The sequence below is a fragment of the Pectobacterium versatile genome (assembly GCF_020166435.1).
Lineage (GTDB): Bacteria > Pseudomonadota > Gammaproteobacteria > Enterobacterales > Enterobacteriaceae > Pectobacterium > Pectobacterium versatile.
The window spans coordinates 64348-79656 of the sequence record NZ_JAINZP010000012.1 but is presented as its reverse complement, the minus strand read 5'-3'; the positions used below and the strand labels follow the sequence as shown (position 1 = coordinate 79656).

Below are 15309 nucleotides of genomic sequence, written 5' to 3'. Positions count from 1 at the left end.
AGCTGCTAACACCTTATAGGCAAGTTCACTTTAATGCCCAACCCGTTTAAGGTTGGGCATTTTTATTACTCGCGCACGCATCAATACGTCGTTTATTAATCGCCCCGTTTGCCGGATATTTAACCGGTTTACACACTTTCCTTGCGGGTTAATCCCAGCGCAATTTTATAATGCTTACGACACACGGAAACATAACTCTCATTGCCACCAATAACGACTTGCTCCCCTTCGTGAACGGCATTACCCTTCGCATCTAACCGCAATACACAGTTGGCTTTACGGCCACAATGACAGACCGTTTTTAACTCAATCAGCTTATCTGCCCACGCTAATAAATAGTGACTTCCGGAAAACAAATCACCACGAAAATCAGTACGCAACCCGTAACACAATACCGGAATATCCAATTGGTCCACGACATCAGAAAGCTCGTTCACCTGCTCACGGGTTAAAAATTGACATTCGTCAATTAATACACAATCTACAGGCTGAGTACGGTGCTCTTTCTCCAGCAGTTCAAATAAGGATGTCTGCGGATTAAACAATAATGCTGGAGAGGAAAGGCCGATCCGCGAACTTACTATCCCTACACCATGTCGATTATCTATTTCTGCAGTGAACACCAGCGTATGCATGCCGCGTTCCTGGTAATTATATGACGACTGCAATAGCGCTGTCGATTTCCCTGCATTCATTGCAGAATAATAAAAATAAAGTTGGGCCATTCAACTACTCCAAAAGGCTGGCTATACTCGTCATACTTCAAGTTGCATGTGCGTTGGCTACGTTTAGCCACCTGAATCACTTACCTAAGTAAGCTCATCGGGATGCCTTCTCTTGCCGCGTTACGAGGCAACAAATACGCCACGCCCTAAAGGGCCAACACTTCGTGCTGTTCAAAACGATAACGTTTTGTCCTGAAACTCGAATTATTTAGAGTATATATGATCTTAATGTCGTAAAAACTTATTGTAACAATTCGTCTTCACGCTGTGCAATGGGCTATTCCTTGACCATATCTTGTCCACACGGCTACCACTGGCGGCATATGACGATAAAAGATATAAACATTCCTTATAACAACAGTGCGATATCAATAAGCTATTCACCGTCGTTTGAGGTGGAAAAACGGCATACCAAATGTATTTTTTTGATAATCGGAAAGTATTTATATCTATGTAACATACGATGTGAGATCTGTTTTAAAAATGATATTTTTTAACAAACTTACAAATTTGACTATTGCAGAAAGGAAAGTAGCACTCTATTATCACACTACATGCCACCAATAATATTAATTTGAGATTATCACAATGAGCGAAGCACTAAAGATTCTTAACAACATCCGTACTCTGCGTGCCCAGGCAAGAGAATGTACCCTGGATACTTTGGAAGAAATGCTGGAAAAACTGGAAGTCGTGGTTAATGAACGCCGCGAAGAAGATAGCCAGGTTCAGGCTGAAGTTGAAGAACGTGCGCGTAAATTGCAACAATATCGCGATATGCTGATTGCCGATGGTATTGATCCTAACGAATTATTGCAATCTTCAGGTTCAGTGAAAGTTGCAGGTAAAAGCAAACGTGCTGCCCGCCCAGCAAAATATCAATATATTGACGAAAACGGCGAAGCTAAAACCTGGACTGGTCAGGGTCGTACTCCGGCAGTAATCAAGAAAGCAATCGAAGAGCAAGAGAAATCTTTAGACGATTTCCTGCTATAATTTGTTTATAAGTACTGGATACTCCCCCCGATAACTATCGGGGGCCTTTATAAAGCGTTCTGCAAAAAGAAAAATGACATGTTGATTTTTTAGATTGCCCTCTATTTCTGTAAACAGAGGGCAATTATTACATGCTGTTATTTTTCTTCTGCGTCAATCGTTTCTTGCAACCACTGCGCGAACTCTTCACCTAAACTGTCATGACGTAAGCCATATTCCACGAATGCCTGCATATAGCCTAATTTGTTACCACAGTCATGGCTAATGCCTTTTAGGTGATATGCCTCAACCGTTTCTTTTTCCATCAACATTGCGATAGCATCTGTTAACTGAATTTCATTACCCGCACCTGGCGGTGTTTTCTCCAGCAGAGACCAAATATCAGCAGAAAGTACATAGCGGCCAACGACAGCTAAATTAGAAGGTGCTTCGGAAGCTTTCGGTTTTTCAACCACACCGACCATAGGTGCACTATCCCCTGCTTTTAATTCCACGCCTTTACAATCAACCACGCCGTAACTGCTTACATTTTCAACAGGCTCAACCATAATCTGGCTGTGGCCTGTGGTAGAAAAACGTTGCAACATTTCGCTCAGGTTATCTTTCTTCAGATCGGATTCGTATTCATCAATAATCACATCCGGCAGAATAACCGCGACGGGCTCATCCCCGATTAATGGGTGCGCGCATAATACGGCATGGCCCAATCCTTTCGCTAACCCCTGACGTACCTGCATAATGGTAACGTGTTTAGGGCAGATGGATTGAATTTCTTCCAACAGTTGACGTTTAACACGCTTTTCTAGGATGGCTTCCAGTTCAAAACTGGTATCGAAATGGTTTTCGATGGAATTCTTAGAGGAGTGTGTAACCAGAATAATTTCATTAATCCCTGCGGCAATGCACTCATTGACAACATATTGGATGAGTGGCTTATCTACCAACGGCAACATTTCTTTAGGAATGGCTTTGGTGGCAGGCAGCATACGCGTCCCTAATCCAGCAACCGGTATGACCGCTTTTTTTACTTTTTTATTCACAATAGACATAAACAGCCTCTTATATACCGTTCAAATAATGAACTTTATTTATCTAATCAAGATAACCAAAAGAGTATAACGACTTTAACAAGGGCATGCTTGTCTCAACGTTAGCGTTCAATAAAAATAAGATAACTCCCTACAGCCTATAAAGAGTAGGAAATAAAAAAGAGTGCCAAACCGAGAGGTATTCCCCAGAACCTGCGCCACCTCGTTCTATCAGACTATTCTGTAGTCAGCATGAGCCGTAAACGCCCACCACCACCCCATATCTGACATTGCCATGCTTCGCACTGATAGTTTAGCTGGTTGAGATAAGCATCTTCAAGCGCTCCTAAAGGAACACCACTATTCAGTGCTATCTGCTGCTCATTAACATTCAGCGTAGCGTTTAGCCCTGCTGAAATCAGTATGAGCTGTTTTAACTGCCGATGATAATACCCCACAAGCAAAGGAAAATTCCCATTCAGGCTCGCCCGTCGCAACAGTTGGTTTACTTGCTTTAATAACGTCGGCAGGTGCGGCAAACGATGTTGCCGATCGGCCAAATGATCTTGAAGTAATCCATTGAACAAGGTTCGAAGTAGTAACGCGGCAAGCGTCCCATTATTATTAATGCCCTGAGTCACATCAAGGCAATAGAACGCTAATTCCGTCTCCGAGAGCGCGGCAATATCTAGCACTAATCCCGGTTGTTCCGCAGCCGTCAATTGACGATAGTTAACGCGGCAACGAGCCAATGTTTGCTGTACTGGCGGCTGCAACTGAGCAAGCAGTTTGGTTACCGCCTCGGGAGACTGATTAAGAGAATCCATGTCCTGCATCAATTGATCCATTTCATTCAGTTGTGAGGTGAACACATAAGGATACAGGCAGGACATCACAGCTTCACGCAAGCGTTTATAATCACGAATCGGCTTAAGCAATACATCCTGAACACCAAGACGCAAGACTTTGGCGATATCTGCCATCTGACTGGTTGCAGAAACAACAAGTATTGGCGTGTCATTATCCTTCAAGCGCAAGCGTTCAAGGAATTCAATTCCTCCCATCGTCGGCATCTTAAGATCGCAAATCATTAAATCGGGTTGGTAATGTTCAAGAATACGTAGCGCGTCTAATCCATTAACCGCCTCCTGGACAGAAGCCCCAAGAGAAGTCAGATAACCAGCGAGCACAGATCGAAAAACAGCCTCGTCATCAATGACTAAAATATGCTTACCCGCCAGTGGTTGTTCCATCAGTACCCCCTTACTTCAAACACCGAATAATCACATCTGCTTTAGCATTAATGCGCCAGATAAACGACGCACTACGTGCTCTTTATTGCGCTTCTTTCGCAAGCGGCAACAATTCGTCACGCATTTTTTCCACCGCCTTGTAACCTGCGCCAATCGCCTCCTTTGCCCGATGAAAATCTAACGTAGCGATCTGGGGACAATCAGGCTGCAACAACACGTCAGGCGGATCGCCCGCCATCCGCGTCATCTTCAGCCTGTTCTCCAAAATCTGGATCGATGTGCTCATTATCTCCATCGCCGTCGGCGAACTTTCTGTTGGCTGACGTCGTCCGCGCAGTAATCGCTCCCGAATCCTGCTACGCCAATCTTGTGGAACATTCACCGCATCAATATCTGACGGCGTTGGTTTAATCGACAGCAAATCCTGATGATTAAGGCTGGCGTCATGTTGGAGATCGACAGCAATCACGATGTCGGCCCCCATAGCCCGCGCCAGAGAAACGGGAACAGGGTTAACTACGGCACCATCCACCAGCCAGTAGTCATTAAATCTAACGGGGGATAGTAGACCTGGCATACTGCAAGATGCCCGCATAGCCTGATGTAAATCGCCTTCTGTCAACCAGAGCTCACGCCCTGTGCTAAGGTTCGTCGTCACCACGCCATATTTGATATCACAGTCTTCAATCTGTGTTGTATGTAACAAGAGCTTCACACTGTTAAAGACGCGATCGCCACGCAATAAACTGCCGCGCTGCCAGGAGAGATCCATAAGTCGAATGACGTCCCAGTAGCCAAAGCCTCTCACCCAGCGATCCATTGAAGATAAGTTGTTTGTGGCATACGCTGCGCCAACCAGTGCACCGATAGAACAGCCCGCCACGACGTCAATCTCGATCCCCAGTTCTGTTAACGCATTCAACACACCAATATGCGCCCATCCTTTCGCGGCACCAGATCCCAAGGCTATGCCAATTTTTTTCCGTTGCATGATTGATCCACCTGTCTTCATTTTAGCGCACATTGCTACACGCAGAGTTTCTTAGGTAACATATCGGCATCCTGCATAGGGATCTGTTTATTATCTATCAGTTTTTATCTTAAATTTTCTTCAGGAGACATTGTGTCAGAATCTTGCCCCTGTTGCAGTGGATTGCAGTATAACGCATGCTGCCAGCCCTACCTCACGCATGCCGTAACAGCGGCTGGGCCCGCTATCTTAATGCGATCGCGCTATACCGCCTATGTCAAACACGATGTCGATTACCTTATCGCCACCTGGCATCCCGATCTTCAGCCCGAGAAATGGCGAGAGTCCCTCGCGGAAAGCTGCCAGAATTCACAGTGGCTCGGCCTTACTATACTGGCAACGTCTCTCGGAAAAACGCCCGATGAAGGCTATGTGGAATTCGCCGCACGTTATATATCGGAAAGCGACAACCAGCGAACAGAAGTGATGCGAGAGCGCTCACGCTTCCTTCGCCAGCAGGATCGCTGGTACTATATAGACGGCGTTCATTTGCAGACAGGCAGAAATGAACCTTGCCCGTGTGGTTCCGGCAAAAAATACAAAAAGTGTTGCGGACAATAGAACACAGGCAGTCCAGTCTCCCACGCGGCGTTATTGCTGCGTTACCATAAGATCGTTATTTTAGTTTTTTGGACAGGATCCACACGCTCATGCAATCCCAAAATATACAAAGAAAAGTATTACGAACCATTTGCCCCGACGCAAAAGGGCTCATCGCGAAAATTACGAATATTTGTTATAAGCACGAACTGAACATCGTGCAAAACAATGAGTTTGTCGATCATCGCACTGGCCGTTTTTTCATGCGGACCGAGTTGGAAGGGATTTTCAACGACACCACGCTATTAGCCGATCTGGATAGCGCGCTTCCCGAAGGATCTTCTCGCGAATTAACCGCAGCCGGCCGTCGTCGCATCGTCGTTCTGGTGACGAAAGAAGCCCACTGTTTGGGCGATCTGTTGATGAAAAGCGCCTACGGTGGTTTGGATGTCGAAATCTCTGCCGTCATCGGCAACCACGATACCTTGCAGACACTGGTTGAGCGGTTTGATATTCCTTTCCATCTGGTCAGTCATGAAGGACTGACTCGCGAAGAGCACGATCAAAAGATGATCGCGCAGATCGACCAATACAAACCCGATTACGTCGTGCTAGCGAAATATATGCGAGTGCTGACACCGGCTTTTGTTCAGCACTACCCGAATCAGGTGATCAACATTCACCATTCGTTCTTACCCGCTTTTATCGGTGCTCGCCCGTACCATCAGGCTTATGAGCGCGGTGTAAAAATCATTGGCGCGACAGCACACTACGTCAACGATAATCTGGATGAAGGTCCGATCATCATGCAGGACGTTATTCATGTCGACCATACTTATTCGGGCGACGACATGATGCGTGCAGGCCGAGATGTTGAGAAAAATGTCCTGAGTCGTGCGCTGTACCGCGTGCTGGGACAGCGTGTTTTTGTCTACGGTAACCGCACCATTATTCTGTAATTGGTTGATCGGACATTTTTTTGTATAAGAATGCGTCGAACGGAATAAAAAAAAGGCAACCGCATTTATTTTTGATATATACCGCTTTACAGGGGCGCGTCATTTGATATGATGCGCCCCGCTTGAAGCGAAAGCCTCTTGCAGCAAGGCCAGTGGTGGGGTTCCCGAGCGGCCAAAGGGAGCAGACTGTAAATCTGCCGTCACAGACTTCGAAGGTTCGAATCCTTCCCCCACCACCATTTCAAAGCAGCACTTCTGAATTAAATCCCAACGCCAAAGTATCAGATTCCCATTAGGGGAAGGTAAGAACCTTCGACTAAGGTTCGACAAAACCGGCACGGTTTTGAGCAACGCGCCGCGTTGACCCGCAGGGTGAGGTGCGCAGCACCGAATTATCCTTCCCCCACCACCATTTCAAAGCAACACTTCTGAATTAAATCCCAACGCCAAAGTATCAGATTCCCATTAGGGGAAGGTGAGAGCCTTCGACCAAGGTTCGACAAAACCGGCACGGTTTTGAGCAACGCATAGCGTTATTTCCCCACTGCCATTCGCACCAATAATCAGCGCAATAGTATGGAATGGGGAAAAATAGTCTTACGCCTTCCCTTTCCAGCGACCAGGAACATAAGAAAACACGGGGAGCTGCCACGACCAGCGAATGGCAGCCAGACGCACGGCCAAACCGATACTGAATGACGCCAGCAGGTTAATATCGTGATTAACGTTAAGCGATTTTAACCCAAGATAGAGAAGTGCAACCAAAAGCGAGACGCTGGCGTACAGCTCTTTTTTCAGCACCATTGGCGTACGGTTACAGAAAATATCACGCAATATTCCACCGAAAATCCCAGTTACGATACCCGCCATAACCACCACCGTCGTTGAATAATTCAGTTGCAGTGCGACGTTGCAACCAATGACCGTAAAGGCAATCAGTCCCATCGCATCCAGCACCAGAAAGAGTCGGTGCAAATGGTGCATGAAACGCGCAATGATAATCGTGAAAAGACCCGCACCAATAGTGAGGTAGATATAGCCGGGATGCTGCGTCCAGCCGATGGGATAATTACCGAGGAGAATATCGCGAACGGTGCCACCGCCAAGCGCGGTGATGAAGGCAATCATGCCTACGCCAAAAATATCCATATTACGACGTCCGGCAGCTAGCGCCCCGGACATCCCCTCTGCCGTAATCGCGATCAGATAGATGTAAGTCAGCACACAAGTTATCCTGTGAAATGTGCCACTCCCTCTGTCCGCTTTACCTGAGAGTTTACGCAGCAGTGCTGCTTGCCCCTTCGGTGGGTTGCATTGGCAACCTCTCTCCAGTTGGCTTCAATGGAATTCGCAGTTAGGGTAGCCTGAGCGATTATGGGAGTTTGCGCCTTCGGCGGAGCGTCATATATACCCTAAATAATGACGGGTATGCGCCCTCTCTCCTGCGAGGAGCGGAGTATAGCGGTCGACAAGCCTCATGTTCAACTGAATATAAGTGAATCTTATTTTTAACGATTCTCATCTGCGCCAGCCGTCTCTGAAGCCACAGCAATAAGCCCCGTAACCCTATTCGAAAGCGTAGCCTCGCCGTGACGCCATGCCCCATTTTCTGCTACCATCTGGGCACATTTTTTAGCGAATGGCAGCGAACATGAAAGTTGTATCTTTTAATATCAATGGCCTGCGGGCGCGCCCTCATCAGTTGGCCGCCATTATCGAACAACACCAGCCGGATGTGATCGGGTTGCAGGAAACGAAAGTCCACGATGACATGTTTCCGTTAGAGGATGTCAGCCAGTACGGCTACCACGTTTATTATCATGGACAAAAAGGTCACTACGGCGTCGCACTGCTGTGTAAAGAGCAGCCCATTGCGGTTCGTCGCGGTTTCCCTACGGATGAAGACGATGCACAGCGCCGGATCATCATGGCAGATTTTGCCACCGAGCACGGCACACTCACTGTCGTTAACGGCTATTTTCCGCAGGGAGAAAGCCGTGACCATCCGGTAAAATTCCCCGCCAAGACGCGCTTTTATCAGGATTTGCAAACCTATCTGGAACAGCACCATAGCGCGACACAACCGCTGATTGTGATGGGTGATGTTAATATCAGCCCCACCGATCTGGATATCGGGATCGGCGAAGAGAACCGTAAGCGCTGGCTACGCACCGGTAAATGTTCTTTCCTGCCGGAAGAGCGTGACTGGATGGCGCGTTTGCAAGGCTGGGGACTTATCGACACCTTCCGTGCCGCTAACCCAGAGAGCAATGATCGTTTTTCGTGGTTTGACTACCGTTCCGCCGGGTTCGATGACAACCGTGGCCTGCGTATTGACCTGATTCTTGCCAGTACGTTCCTGGCCGAACGCTGCGTCGCTACCGGTATTGATTACGATATTCGAGGAATGGAAAAACCGTCCGACCATGCCCCGATCTGGGCGCAGTTTTCGTTGTAGGCGTTTTCATTGTAGAAACTTTCGTTGCAGAGATAATTCGCGGTGAAAATAACATCACCGCTGTGCATCCAAGCCACAGCGGTGATTAAAATAGGCGAAAGTATTAAGCGTAATACTCTTTAACTCGCCGTTATTACTTAACCAACTGCCATATCAGGTTATTCGTTCCCAACGTTTGCTTGTCCCGTACGCATTGCAGAATCACGCCTTCGACCTTTACCACCGCGCCTTCAGAATAATTCCGGTTTTCATACACGCAGCAACGCAGGCAGTTGTTATTTTGCTCACGCACCGCCGTCCCGGCCCCCCACACTTCCGGTGGAACGGGAACAACAATATCTGTTCCGCCACGATTAGCCTGCGCCAGCGCGGGCAGCACTAGCATCACACTGGCGACACACAAAGACACTAACGATTTCATTGCTCCTGCTCCTTCGCTTTTTTAGTCTGAGGCTTACGCCGTTTTGAGGCACTCAACGGCGGTGCAGAAAGCCCTTTGAACGCCCTCACCGCACCGTTTTGTTTCGCTTGCTGAATCAACTCCTGCAAGGAGTTCGTCAGCGGTTGCATAAAATCCTGATAGCGACATTTTTTCTCGCTAATTTGCGTCAACGTGGCTTCCCAATGAGCGGTCATGTCAGGATGCGCCGCACTCGCAGGCAGTGAGTGAATCAACGCCCGCCCCGCTTCACTCGCGTGAATATAGCGGGCTTTCTTAAACAGAAATGTCCGTTTAAACAATAACTCGATAATACCCGCGCGCGTCGCCTCGGTTCCTAACCCATCGGTCGCTCGCAGGATTTTCTTCAGTTCTTTATCCTGCACAAAACGCGCGATGCCCGTCATCGCCGATAACAGCGTGGCATCAGTAAACGGCCGCGGCGGCTGTGTTTGGCGCTCAACCACCTCACCGCGTTCACACAATAGCTCATCACCTTTTGCCACCACGGGCAACGGCGTCCCTTCGTTTTCTTCGTCCCGCTCTTTGCCACCTAACAACGTGCGCCAACCAGCTTCAGCCAGGAATCGCGCTTTGGCAATAAATTTACCGCCCGCAATATCCAGTTCAATGACACACTTGCGAAACACGGCGTCCGAGCAGAACTGCATAATGTACTGCCGCGCGACTAAACCATACACCTTGCGCTCATTCTCCGTCAGCGAGGCACTTGCACTGCGAGCGGTAGGAATAATCGCGTGGTGAGCATCGACCTTACCATCGTTCCAGCAGCGGTTACGCAGATCCACATCCATAACCGGCTGTGGCAACAGGTCTGGCTGATGTACGGATATGGCATTCAAGACGGCATGACGCCCGGCAAAATGCTCCTCTGGCAAATAGCGACAGTCAGAACGCGGGTACGTAATCAGCTTATGGGTTTCATAGAGCTTCTGGCACACGTCCAGAACTTGCTGTGCGCTAAGCCCGAAACGCTTCGCGGCTTCGATCTGTAACGTCGACAGCGAATAAGGCAGCGGTGCGGTTTCTGATTCTCGTTTATCATTATAGCTGGTGACGAACGCGGGCTGGCCTTCGATACGCTTGACGACATGATCCGCCAACGATCGATGCAGCAATCGCCCTTCTTCATCCTGATAAGGTTCACAGGATTCGCTGGGCTGCCATAGCGCGACAAAACGCTCATCGGCAGGCGTTACGATATGGGCTTTCACTTCAAAGTAATCTTTGGAAATGAAGTTTTCTATCTCTTCATCTCGTCGCACCACCAGCCCCAGCACTGGCGTTTGCACGCGGCCAACCGACAGCACGCCGTCATAGCCCGCATTGCGCCCTAATATCGTATAGGCGCGGGTCATGTTAATACCGTAGAGCCAGTCCGCTCGGGAACGCGCCAGCGCCGACACACACAGGGGGATAAATTCTCTGTTTTCACGTAAACGAGAAACGGCACGTTCTACCGCCTGTGGGTTAAGATCGTTAACCAGACAACGGCGTACCTGCTGGCGTTTTTCTTCCGGCAGGGAAAGGTATTCCAGCACCTCATCCACCAGCAGCTGTCCTTCACGATCGGGGTCTCCCGCATGAATCACTTCGGTGGCATCATTCAGGAGTTTTTTTATGGTGTTGAGCTGCTTACTGACCGAAGGTCGCGGCTGCAACAGCCATTTCTGGGGAATGATAGGTAGATCGGTGAGCGACCAGCGAGCATAGCGCGCATCATAAACATCTGGCTGAGCCTGCTCCAGCAGGTGCCCCACGCACCACGTCACGACATCATTCTGGCCGCAGGCAATAAAGCCATCGCCGCGTCGATGCGGTTTGGGTAACACGTCTGCAATCGCCCGCGCAAGGCTGGGCTTTTCGGCAATAAAAAGTCGCATTATTCACCATCAAGCAGACTGGGCATTTCCCGCGCAACTCGCGGGAAAGCACGCTGTAAAACGGGGTGGAAATCGATATTATTCAAGAGATGACGATCAGAAGTAGTGAACAAACGCGTCGGTATCAAGCGGCGTGACCGTTGTCGATGCTTTGAGCACGGGTGTTCCCAGATAGAGGAAACCGACAATTTCATCCTGCTCACGGCAGTTGAACGCTTCGCGCACCAGCGTATTATGCGTCCAGGCGCCGCTACGCCAGATACCATTAAAGCCCTGCGCCAATGCCGCCATCTGCATGGCCTGAACCGCACAGCCTGCGGAGACAATCTGTTCCCAAAGCGGGACTTTCGGGTTCTCTTCACAATGGGCGACAATCGTAATAATCAGCGGCGCGCGATAAGGTGCCTGACGCGCTTTATCGATACCGGCTTCGTCCAGCCCTTCCTGCTGCGCGGCACGGGTCAGTAGCGTACTAAAACGATCCAGACCGTCATTTTCGATCATAAAAAAGCGCCACGGCTGCATCGCACCATGATCCGGCGCACGCATACCGGCGTGGATAATGTTATTCAATACGTCACCCGTCGGTGCTGGCGCGGTCAGGCGCGAGGCCGAACGACGATTCAATAGCAATTCAAGAGCATCCATCGCACATCTCCTGTCTGGCAATATAATTTCTGCGGTACAATTCAGTTCTACGGCAAGCCACTTCTACAGTAGAAATGACTGTACGGCAACGTTGCGCGCCACGTTAGCACAAGTAGAAGTTTTGTTACAAGATAACCCCTGACAGGGCGTGCTTCTGCGGCGATTTAATGCTGACTTTTTACTGTCCGCTCATTAGGATACTATCACTCCTTGTGCTTCATCACTTGCCAGAGGGCGAGTTGAAGGACGTAGGGCACACGCTGTTTACCCGTTCATGGAGATATCATGCGCACATTGTGGCGAATTTTTAGCGGATTTTTTAAGTGGACATGGCGTCTGCTTAATTTTATCAGAGAATTTATTCTCAATATTTTCCTTATTGCTCTGATTTTAGTGGGTGTTGGGATCTACTCACAGGTAAAAACGACGCCGGAAGCGGCCACGAAGGGTGCGCTGTTGGTCGATCTGACGGGCGTGGTCGTTGATCAACCCACCGTTAACAACAAACTGCGTCAATTAGGACGCGAATTCTTCGGCGCATCGAACAATCGTCGTCAGGAGAACTCACTGTTCGATATCGTCGACAGTATTCGTCAGGCAAAGAGTGACGACAACATCACGGGAATGGTGCTGGATCTCAGCGACTTTACCGGTGCCGACCAGCCGTCTCTGCAATACATCGGTAAAGCGTTGCGCGAATTTTGCGATAGCGGCAAGCCTATTTATGCGGTCGGCGACAGCTACAACCAGTCTCAATACTATTTGGCCAGTTTTGCCAATACGGTGTCATTGACGCCACAAGGCAGTGTTGATCTGCACGGTTTCGCCACCAACAATCTCTATTTCAAGTCCATGTTGGACAAGCTGAAAGTGACCACCAATATCTTCCGAGTGGGAACCTATAAATCAGCCGTTGAGCCGTATCTGCGTGACGATATGTCACCTGCTGCGCGTGATGCCGATGGCCGTTGGATCAACGCCCTGTGGCAGCAGTATTTAAATACCGTTTCCGCTAATCGCCAGATCACACCTCAGCAACTTTTCCCCGGCGCTGCGGGTATTCTTGCGGGTTTGCAGGCCGTTCAGGGCGACGCTGCACGCTATGCACTGGACAACAAGCTGGTTGATGAAGTGGCATCACGTTCTATGATCGAACAATCTCTGGTTAAGGCATTCGGCTGGAATAACCTGAAGAACAACTTTAATTTCATCAGCATTTACGACTACACCATCAAACCACCGGTACAAAACAACAACCAGATCGCGGTTGTGTTTGCCAATGGCGCAATCATTGACGGTCCGGAAACGCCGGGAATGGTCGGCGGTGATACCACGGCGGCACAAATCCGCGCCGCGCGCCTCGATCCTAAAGTCAAAGCGCTGGTATTACGCGTCAATAGCCCCGGCGGTAGCGTTACCGCGTCGGAGCTGATTCGCTCAGAATTGATGGCGCTCCGTTTGGCGGGTAAACCGATCGTGGTATCCATGGGCGGTATGGCAGCATCGGGCGGCTACTGGATCTCAACGCCTGCGAACGCGATCATCTCCAGCGCCAGTACGCTGACAGGTTCTATCGGTATTTTTGGCGTGATTACCACGTTCGAAGATTCGCTGGAAAGCCTTGGCGTCCACACGGATGGCGTTGCCACTTCTCCGCTCGCCGATCTGTCAATCACGAAATCCCTGCCGCCTGAATTCTCGCAGATGATGCAACTGAGTATCGAACGCGGTTATAAGAACTTCATCGATATCGTGGCGCAGGCACGTAAGAAAACGCCGGAGCAGATCGATCAAATCGCGCAAGGTCACGTCTGGGTCGGTAGCGACGCGAAAGAAAATGGTTTGGTTGATCAGATCGGCGATTTTGATGATGCCGTGAAGAAAGCGGCTGAGTTGGCAAAACTGGGGCAATATCAGTTGAACTGGTATGCCGAACAGCCAGGTTTGCTCGACACAATGCTGAATCAAGTGAACGCTTCCGTTTATGCCCTACTGCCCGTTGCCGTCCAGTCTATGCTGCCAGCACCGGTCGCACAGTTGGCGGAAGTGGTGCGGTCACAGCCGTCCATCATGAATAACCTGAACGACCCGCAGAACCGGTACGCATTTTGCCTCACCTGCGGAGAAGTCCGGTAGCGTTTGGTCGCTATATGTACCCTAAATAATTCGAGTTGTGTGAAGGAAGCCAACGCACAAACAACTTGAAGTATGACGGGCCTGGCCCGGTAATAGTCATTACTTATGATGATATTACCGGGCTATTTTTCCCTCTATACTTGATTTTTAATCCTGACTCACACCACCATGCGAAAGAAATCCATTTATGTCGCCTATACGGGCGGCACCATCGGTATGCAGCGCTCTGCTAACGGCTATGTACCAGTATCCGGTCATTTACAACAGCAATTGGCAAAAATGCCAGAATTCCACCGTGAAGAGATGCCATCGTTCACGATTCATGAATATGACCCGCTAATCGATTCGTCTGACATGACGCCAGCGGATTGGCAATCCATCGCGGACGATATTCAAGACCACTACGATGATTACGACGGTTTCGTGATTCTGCATGGTACTGACACGATGGCGTTTACCGCATCCGCGCTCTCGTTTATGCTGGAAAACCTTGCCAAGCCAGTTATCGTGACAGGGTCACAAATTCCGTTAGCAGAATTGCGTTCGGACGGCCAGACTAACCTGTTGAACGCGCTGTACGTTGCCGCTAATCATCCGATCAATGAAGTTGCCCTCTTCTTCAATAATAAACTGCTGCGCGGCAACCGCACCACCAAAGCTCACGCGGACGGCTTTGATGCCTTCGCTTCCCCCAACTATCCGCCGCTGCTCGAAGCCGGTATCCATATTCGTCGGCTGGCACCGACCGTGGAATGTAGCAACTGTCCGCCGCTCAAAGTGCATCACATTACGCCACAGCCTATCGGGGTGATTACGATTTATCCTGGTATTTCTGCCGATGTCATCAGCAATTTCCTCCGTCAGCCAGTAAAAGCGCTCATCCTGCGCTCCTACGGCGTTGGCAACGCGCCGCAAAGCCCTGGTCTGCTGCACGAGTTACGTGAAGCCTCCGCACGCGGCATTGTGGTCGTCAACCTGACGCAGTGCATTTCCGGCCGCGTGAACATGGGCGGCTATGCGACGGGCAATGCGCTGGCGCATGCGGGCGTCATCAGTGGCTTTGATATGACCGTCGAAGCCGCCTTGACCAAGCTGCATTACTTATTGAGCCAGCAAGACTTAAGCGCCGATGAAATCCGCCAGTTGATGCAGCAGAATCTGCATGGGGAATTGAGCGATAAAGATTGAGTTAA

General features: G+C 49.5%; 13 protein-coding genes, 1 tRNA gene, 1 other RNA gene, 1 pseudogene and 1 riboswitch. Of the genes and pseudogenes, 8 read left to right on the top strand and 8 right to left on the bottom strand.

Translation table 11 applies throughout. From position 1 onward, the window contains the following. Nucleotides 1-128: 128 nt before the first annotated feature. Nucleotides 129-725 (bottom strand): thymidine kinase, encoded by a 597-nt coding sequence (locus K7X24_RS14670; protein ID WP_224555525.1) that lies wholly within the window; start codon nt 723-725, stop codon nt 129-131. Nucleotides 726-1313: 588 nt separating this feature from the next. On the opposite strand from K7X24_RS14670, the gene hns reads away from it, so the two are divergent. Beyond that, nucleotides 1314-1721, top strand: coding sequence for a histone-like nucleoid-structuring protein H-NS (gene hns / locus K7X24_RS14665; RefSeq protein WP_224555524.1), 408 nt, complete (start codon nt 1314-1316; stop codon nt 1719-1721). 137 nt (nt 1722-1858) lie between these two features. Here the strand turns inward: hns and galU are convergent, their stop codons facing one another. The 3 genes from galU to rssA form a co-directional block, all read right to left on the bottom strand. Then, a complete protein-coding gene (galU, locus tag K7X24_RS14660; RefSeq protein WP_224555523.1) occupies nt 1859-2770 on the bottom strand; it encodes a UTP--glucose-1-phosphate uridylyltransferase GalU in 912 nt (303 codons plus the stop codon). A gap of 215 nt (nt 2771-2985) precedes the next feature. Further along, nucleotides 2986-4002 (bottom strand): two-component system response regulator RssB, encoded by a 1017-nt coding sequence (gene rssB / locus K7X24_RS14655; protein ID WP_224555522.1) that lies wholly within the window; start codon nt 4000-4002, stop codon nt 2986-2988. Nucleotides 4003-4084: 82 nt separating this feature from the next. After that, nucleotides 4085-4993, bottom strand: coding sequence for a patatin-like phospholipase RssA (rssA, locus tag K7X24_RS14650; protein WP_224555521.1), 909 nt, complete (start codon nt 4991-4993; stop codon nt 4085-4087). 132 nt (nt 4994-5125) lie between these two features. Here rssA and K7X24_RS14645 point away from each other — a divergent pair, with 132 nt between their 5' ends. The 4 genes from K7X24_RS14645 to K7X24_RS14630 all read left to right on the top strand — a co-directional run bounded on the left by K7X24_RS14645 (nt 5126) and on the right by K7X24_RS14630 (nt 6943). After that, entirely contained in the window at nt 5126-5593 is a 468-nt protein-coding gene (locus K7X24_RS14645) for a YchJ family protein (RefSeq protein ID WP_224555520.1), read from the top strand. Nucleotides 5594-5682: 89 nt separating this feature from the next. Beyond that, entirely contained in the window at nt 5683-6531 is an 849-nt protein-coding gene (purU, locus tag K7X24_RS14640) for a formyltetrahydrofolate deformylase (RefSeq protein ID WP_010295235.1), read from the top strand. 154 nt (nt 6532-6685) lie between these two features. Continuing rightward, a tRNA-Tyr gene (locus K7X24_RS14635) sits at nt 6686-6770 on the top strand. A 43-nt stretch (nt 6771-6813) separates the two neighbouring features. Beyond that, nucleotides 6814-6943, top strand: a non-coding RNA gene (locus K7X24_RS14630) — RtT sRNA. Between the two features lie 185 nt (nt 6944-7128). Here the strand turns inward: K7X24_RS14630 and K7X24_RS14625 are convergent. Beyond that, nucleotides 7129-7755: a trimeric intracellular cation channel family protein gene (locus K7X24_RS14625; protein WP_039277547.1), complete on the bottom strand. Its 627-nt coding sequence runs from the start codon at nt 7753-7755 to the stop codon at nt 7129-7131. A gap of 21 nt (nt 7756-7776) precedes the next feature. Next, nucleotides 7777-7873: riboswitch (glycine riboswitch) on the bottom strand. A 309-nt stretch (nt 7874-8182) separates the two neighbouring features. Here K7X24_RS14625 and xthA point away from each other — a divergent pair. Beyond that, entirely contained in the window at nt 8183-8989 is an 807-nt protein-coding gene (gene xthA, locus K7X24_RS14620) for an exodeoxyribonuclease III (RefSeq protein WP_107332904.1), read from the top strand. Nucleotides 8990-9185: 196 nt separating this feature from the next. Here the strand turns inward: xthA and K7X24_RS14615 are convergent. The 3 genes and pseudogenes from K7X24_RS14615 to K7X24_RS14605 all read right to left on the bottom strand — a co-directional run. Next, nucleotides 9186-9374, bottom strand: a pseudogene (locus K7X24_RS14615) (DUF1496 domain-containing protein); the annotation flags it as partial. A 32-nt stretch (nt 9375-9406) separates the two neighbouring features. Next, nucleotides 9407-11332, bottom strand: coding sequence for a DNA topoisomerase III (locus K7X24_RS14610; protein WP_224555519.1), 1926 nt, complete (start codon nt 11330-11332; stop codon nt 9407-9409). A gap of 96 nt (nt 11333-11428) precedes the next feature. Then, entirely contained in the window at nt 11429-11980 is a 552-nt protein-coding gene (locus K7X24_RS14605; protein WP_116362140.1) for an NAD(P)H nitroreductase, read from the bottom strand. A gap of 285 nt (nt 11981-12265) precedes the next feature. Between K7X24_RS14605 and sppA the strand changes: the two genes are divergently transcribed. Both sppA and ansA read left to right on the top strand, forming a co-directional pair. Beyond that, nucleotides 12266-14116, top strand: a complete 1851-nt coding sequence (gene sppA, locus K7X24_RS14600) for a signal peptide peptidase SppA (protein WP_224555517.1) — start codon at nt 12266-12268, stop codon at nt 14114-14116. A gap of 168 nt (nt 14117-14284) precedes the next feature. Beyond that, nucleotides 14285-15304 carry an asparaginase gene (gene ansA / locus K7X24_RS14595; protein ID WP_039531489.1) on the top strand — a complete coding sequence of 340 codons (1020 nt, stop codon included), beginning with the start codon at nt 14285-14287 and terminating at the stop codon, nt 15302-15304. The last annotated feature ends 5 nt before the right edge of the window (nt 15305-15309 follow it).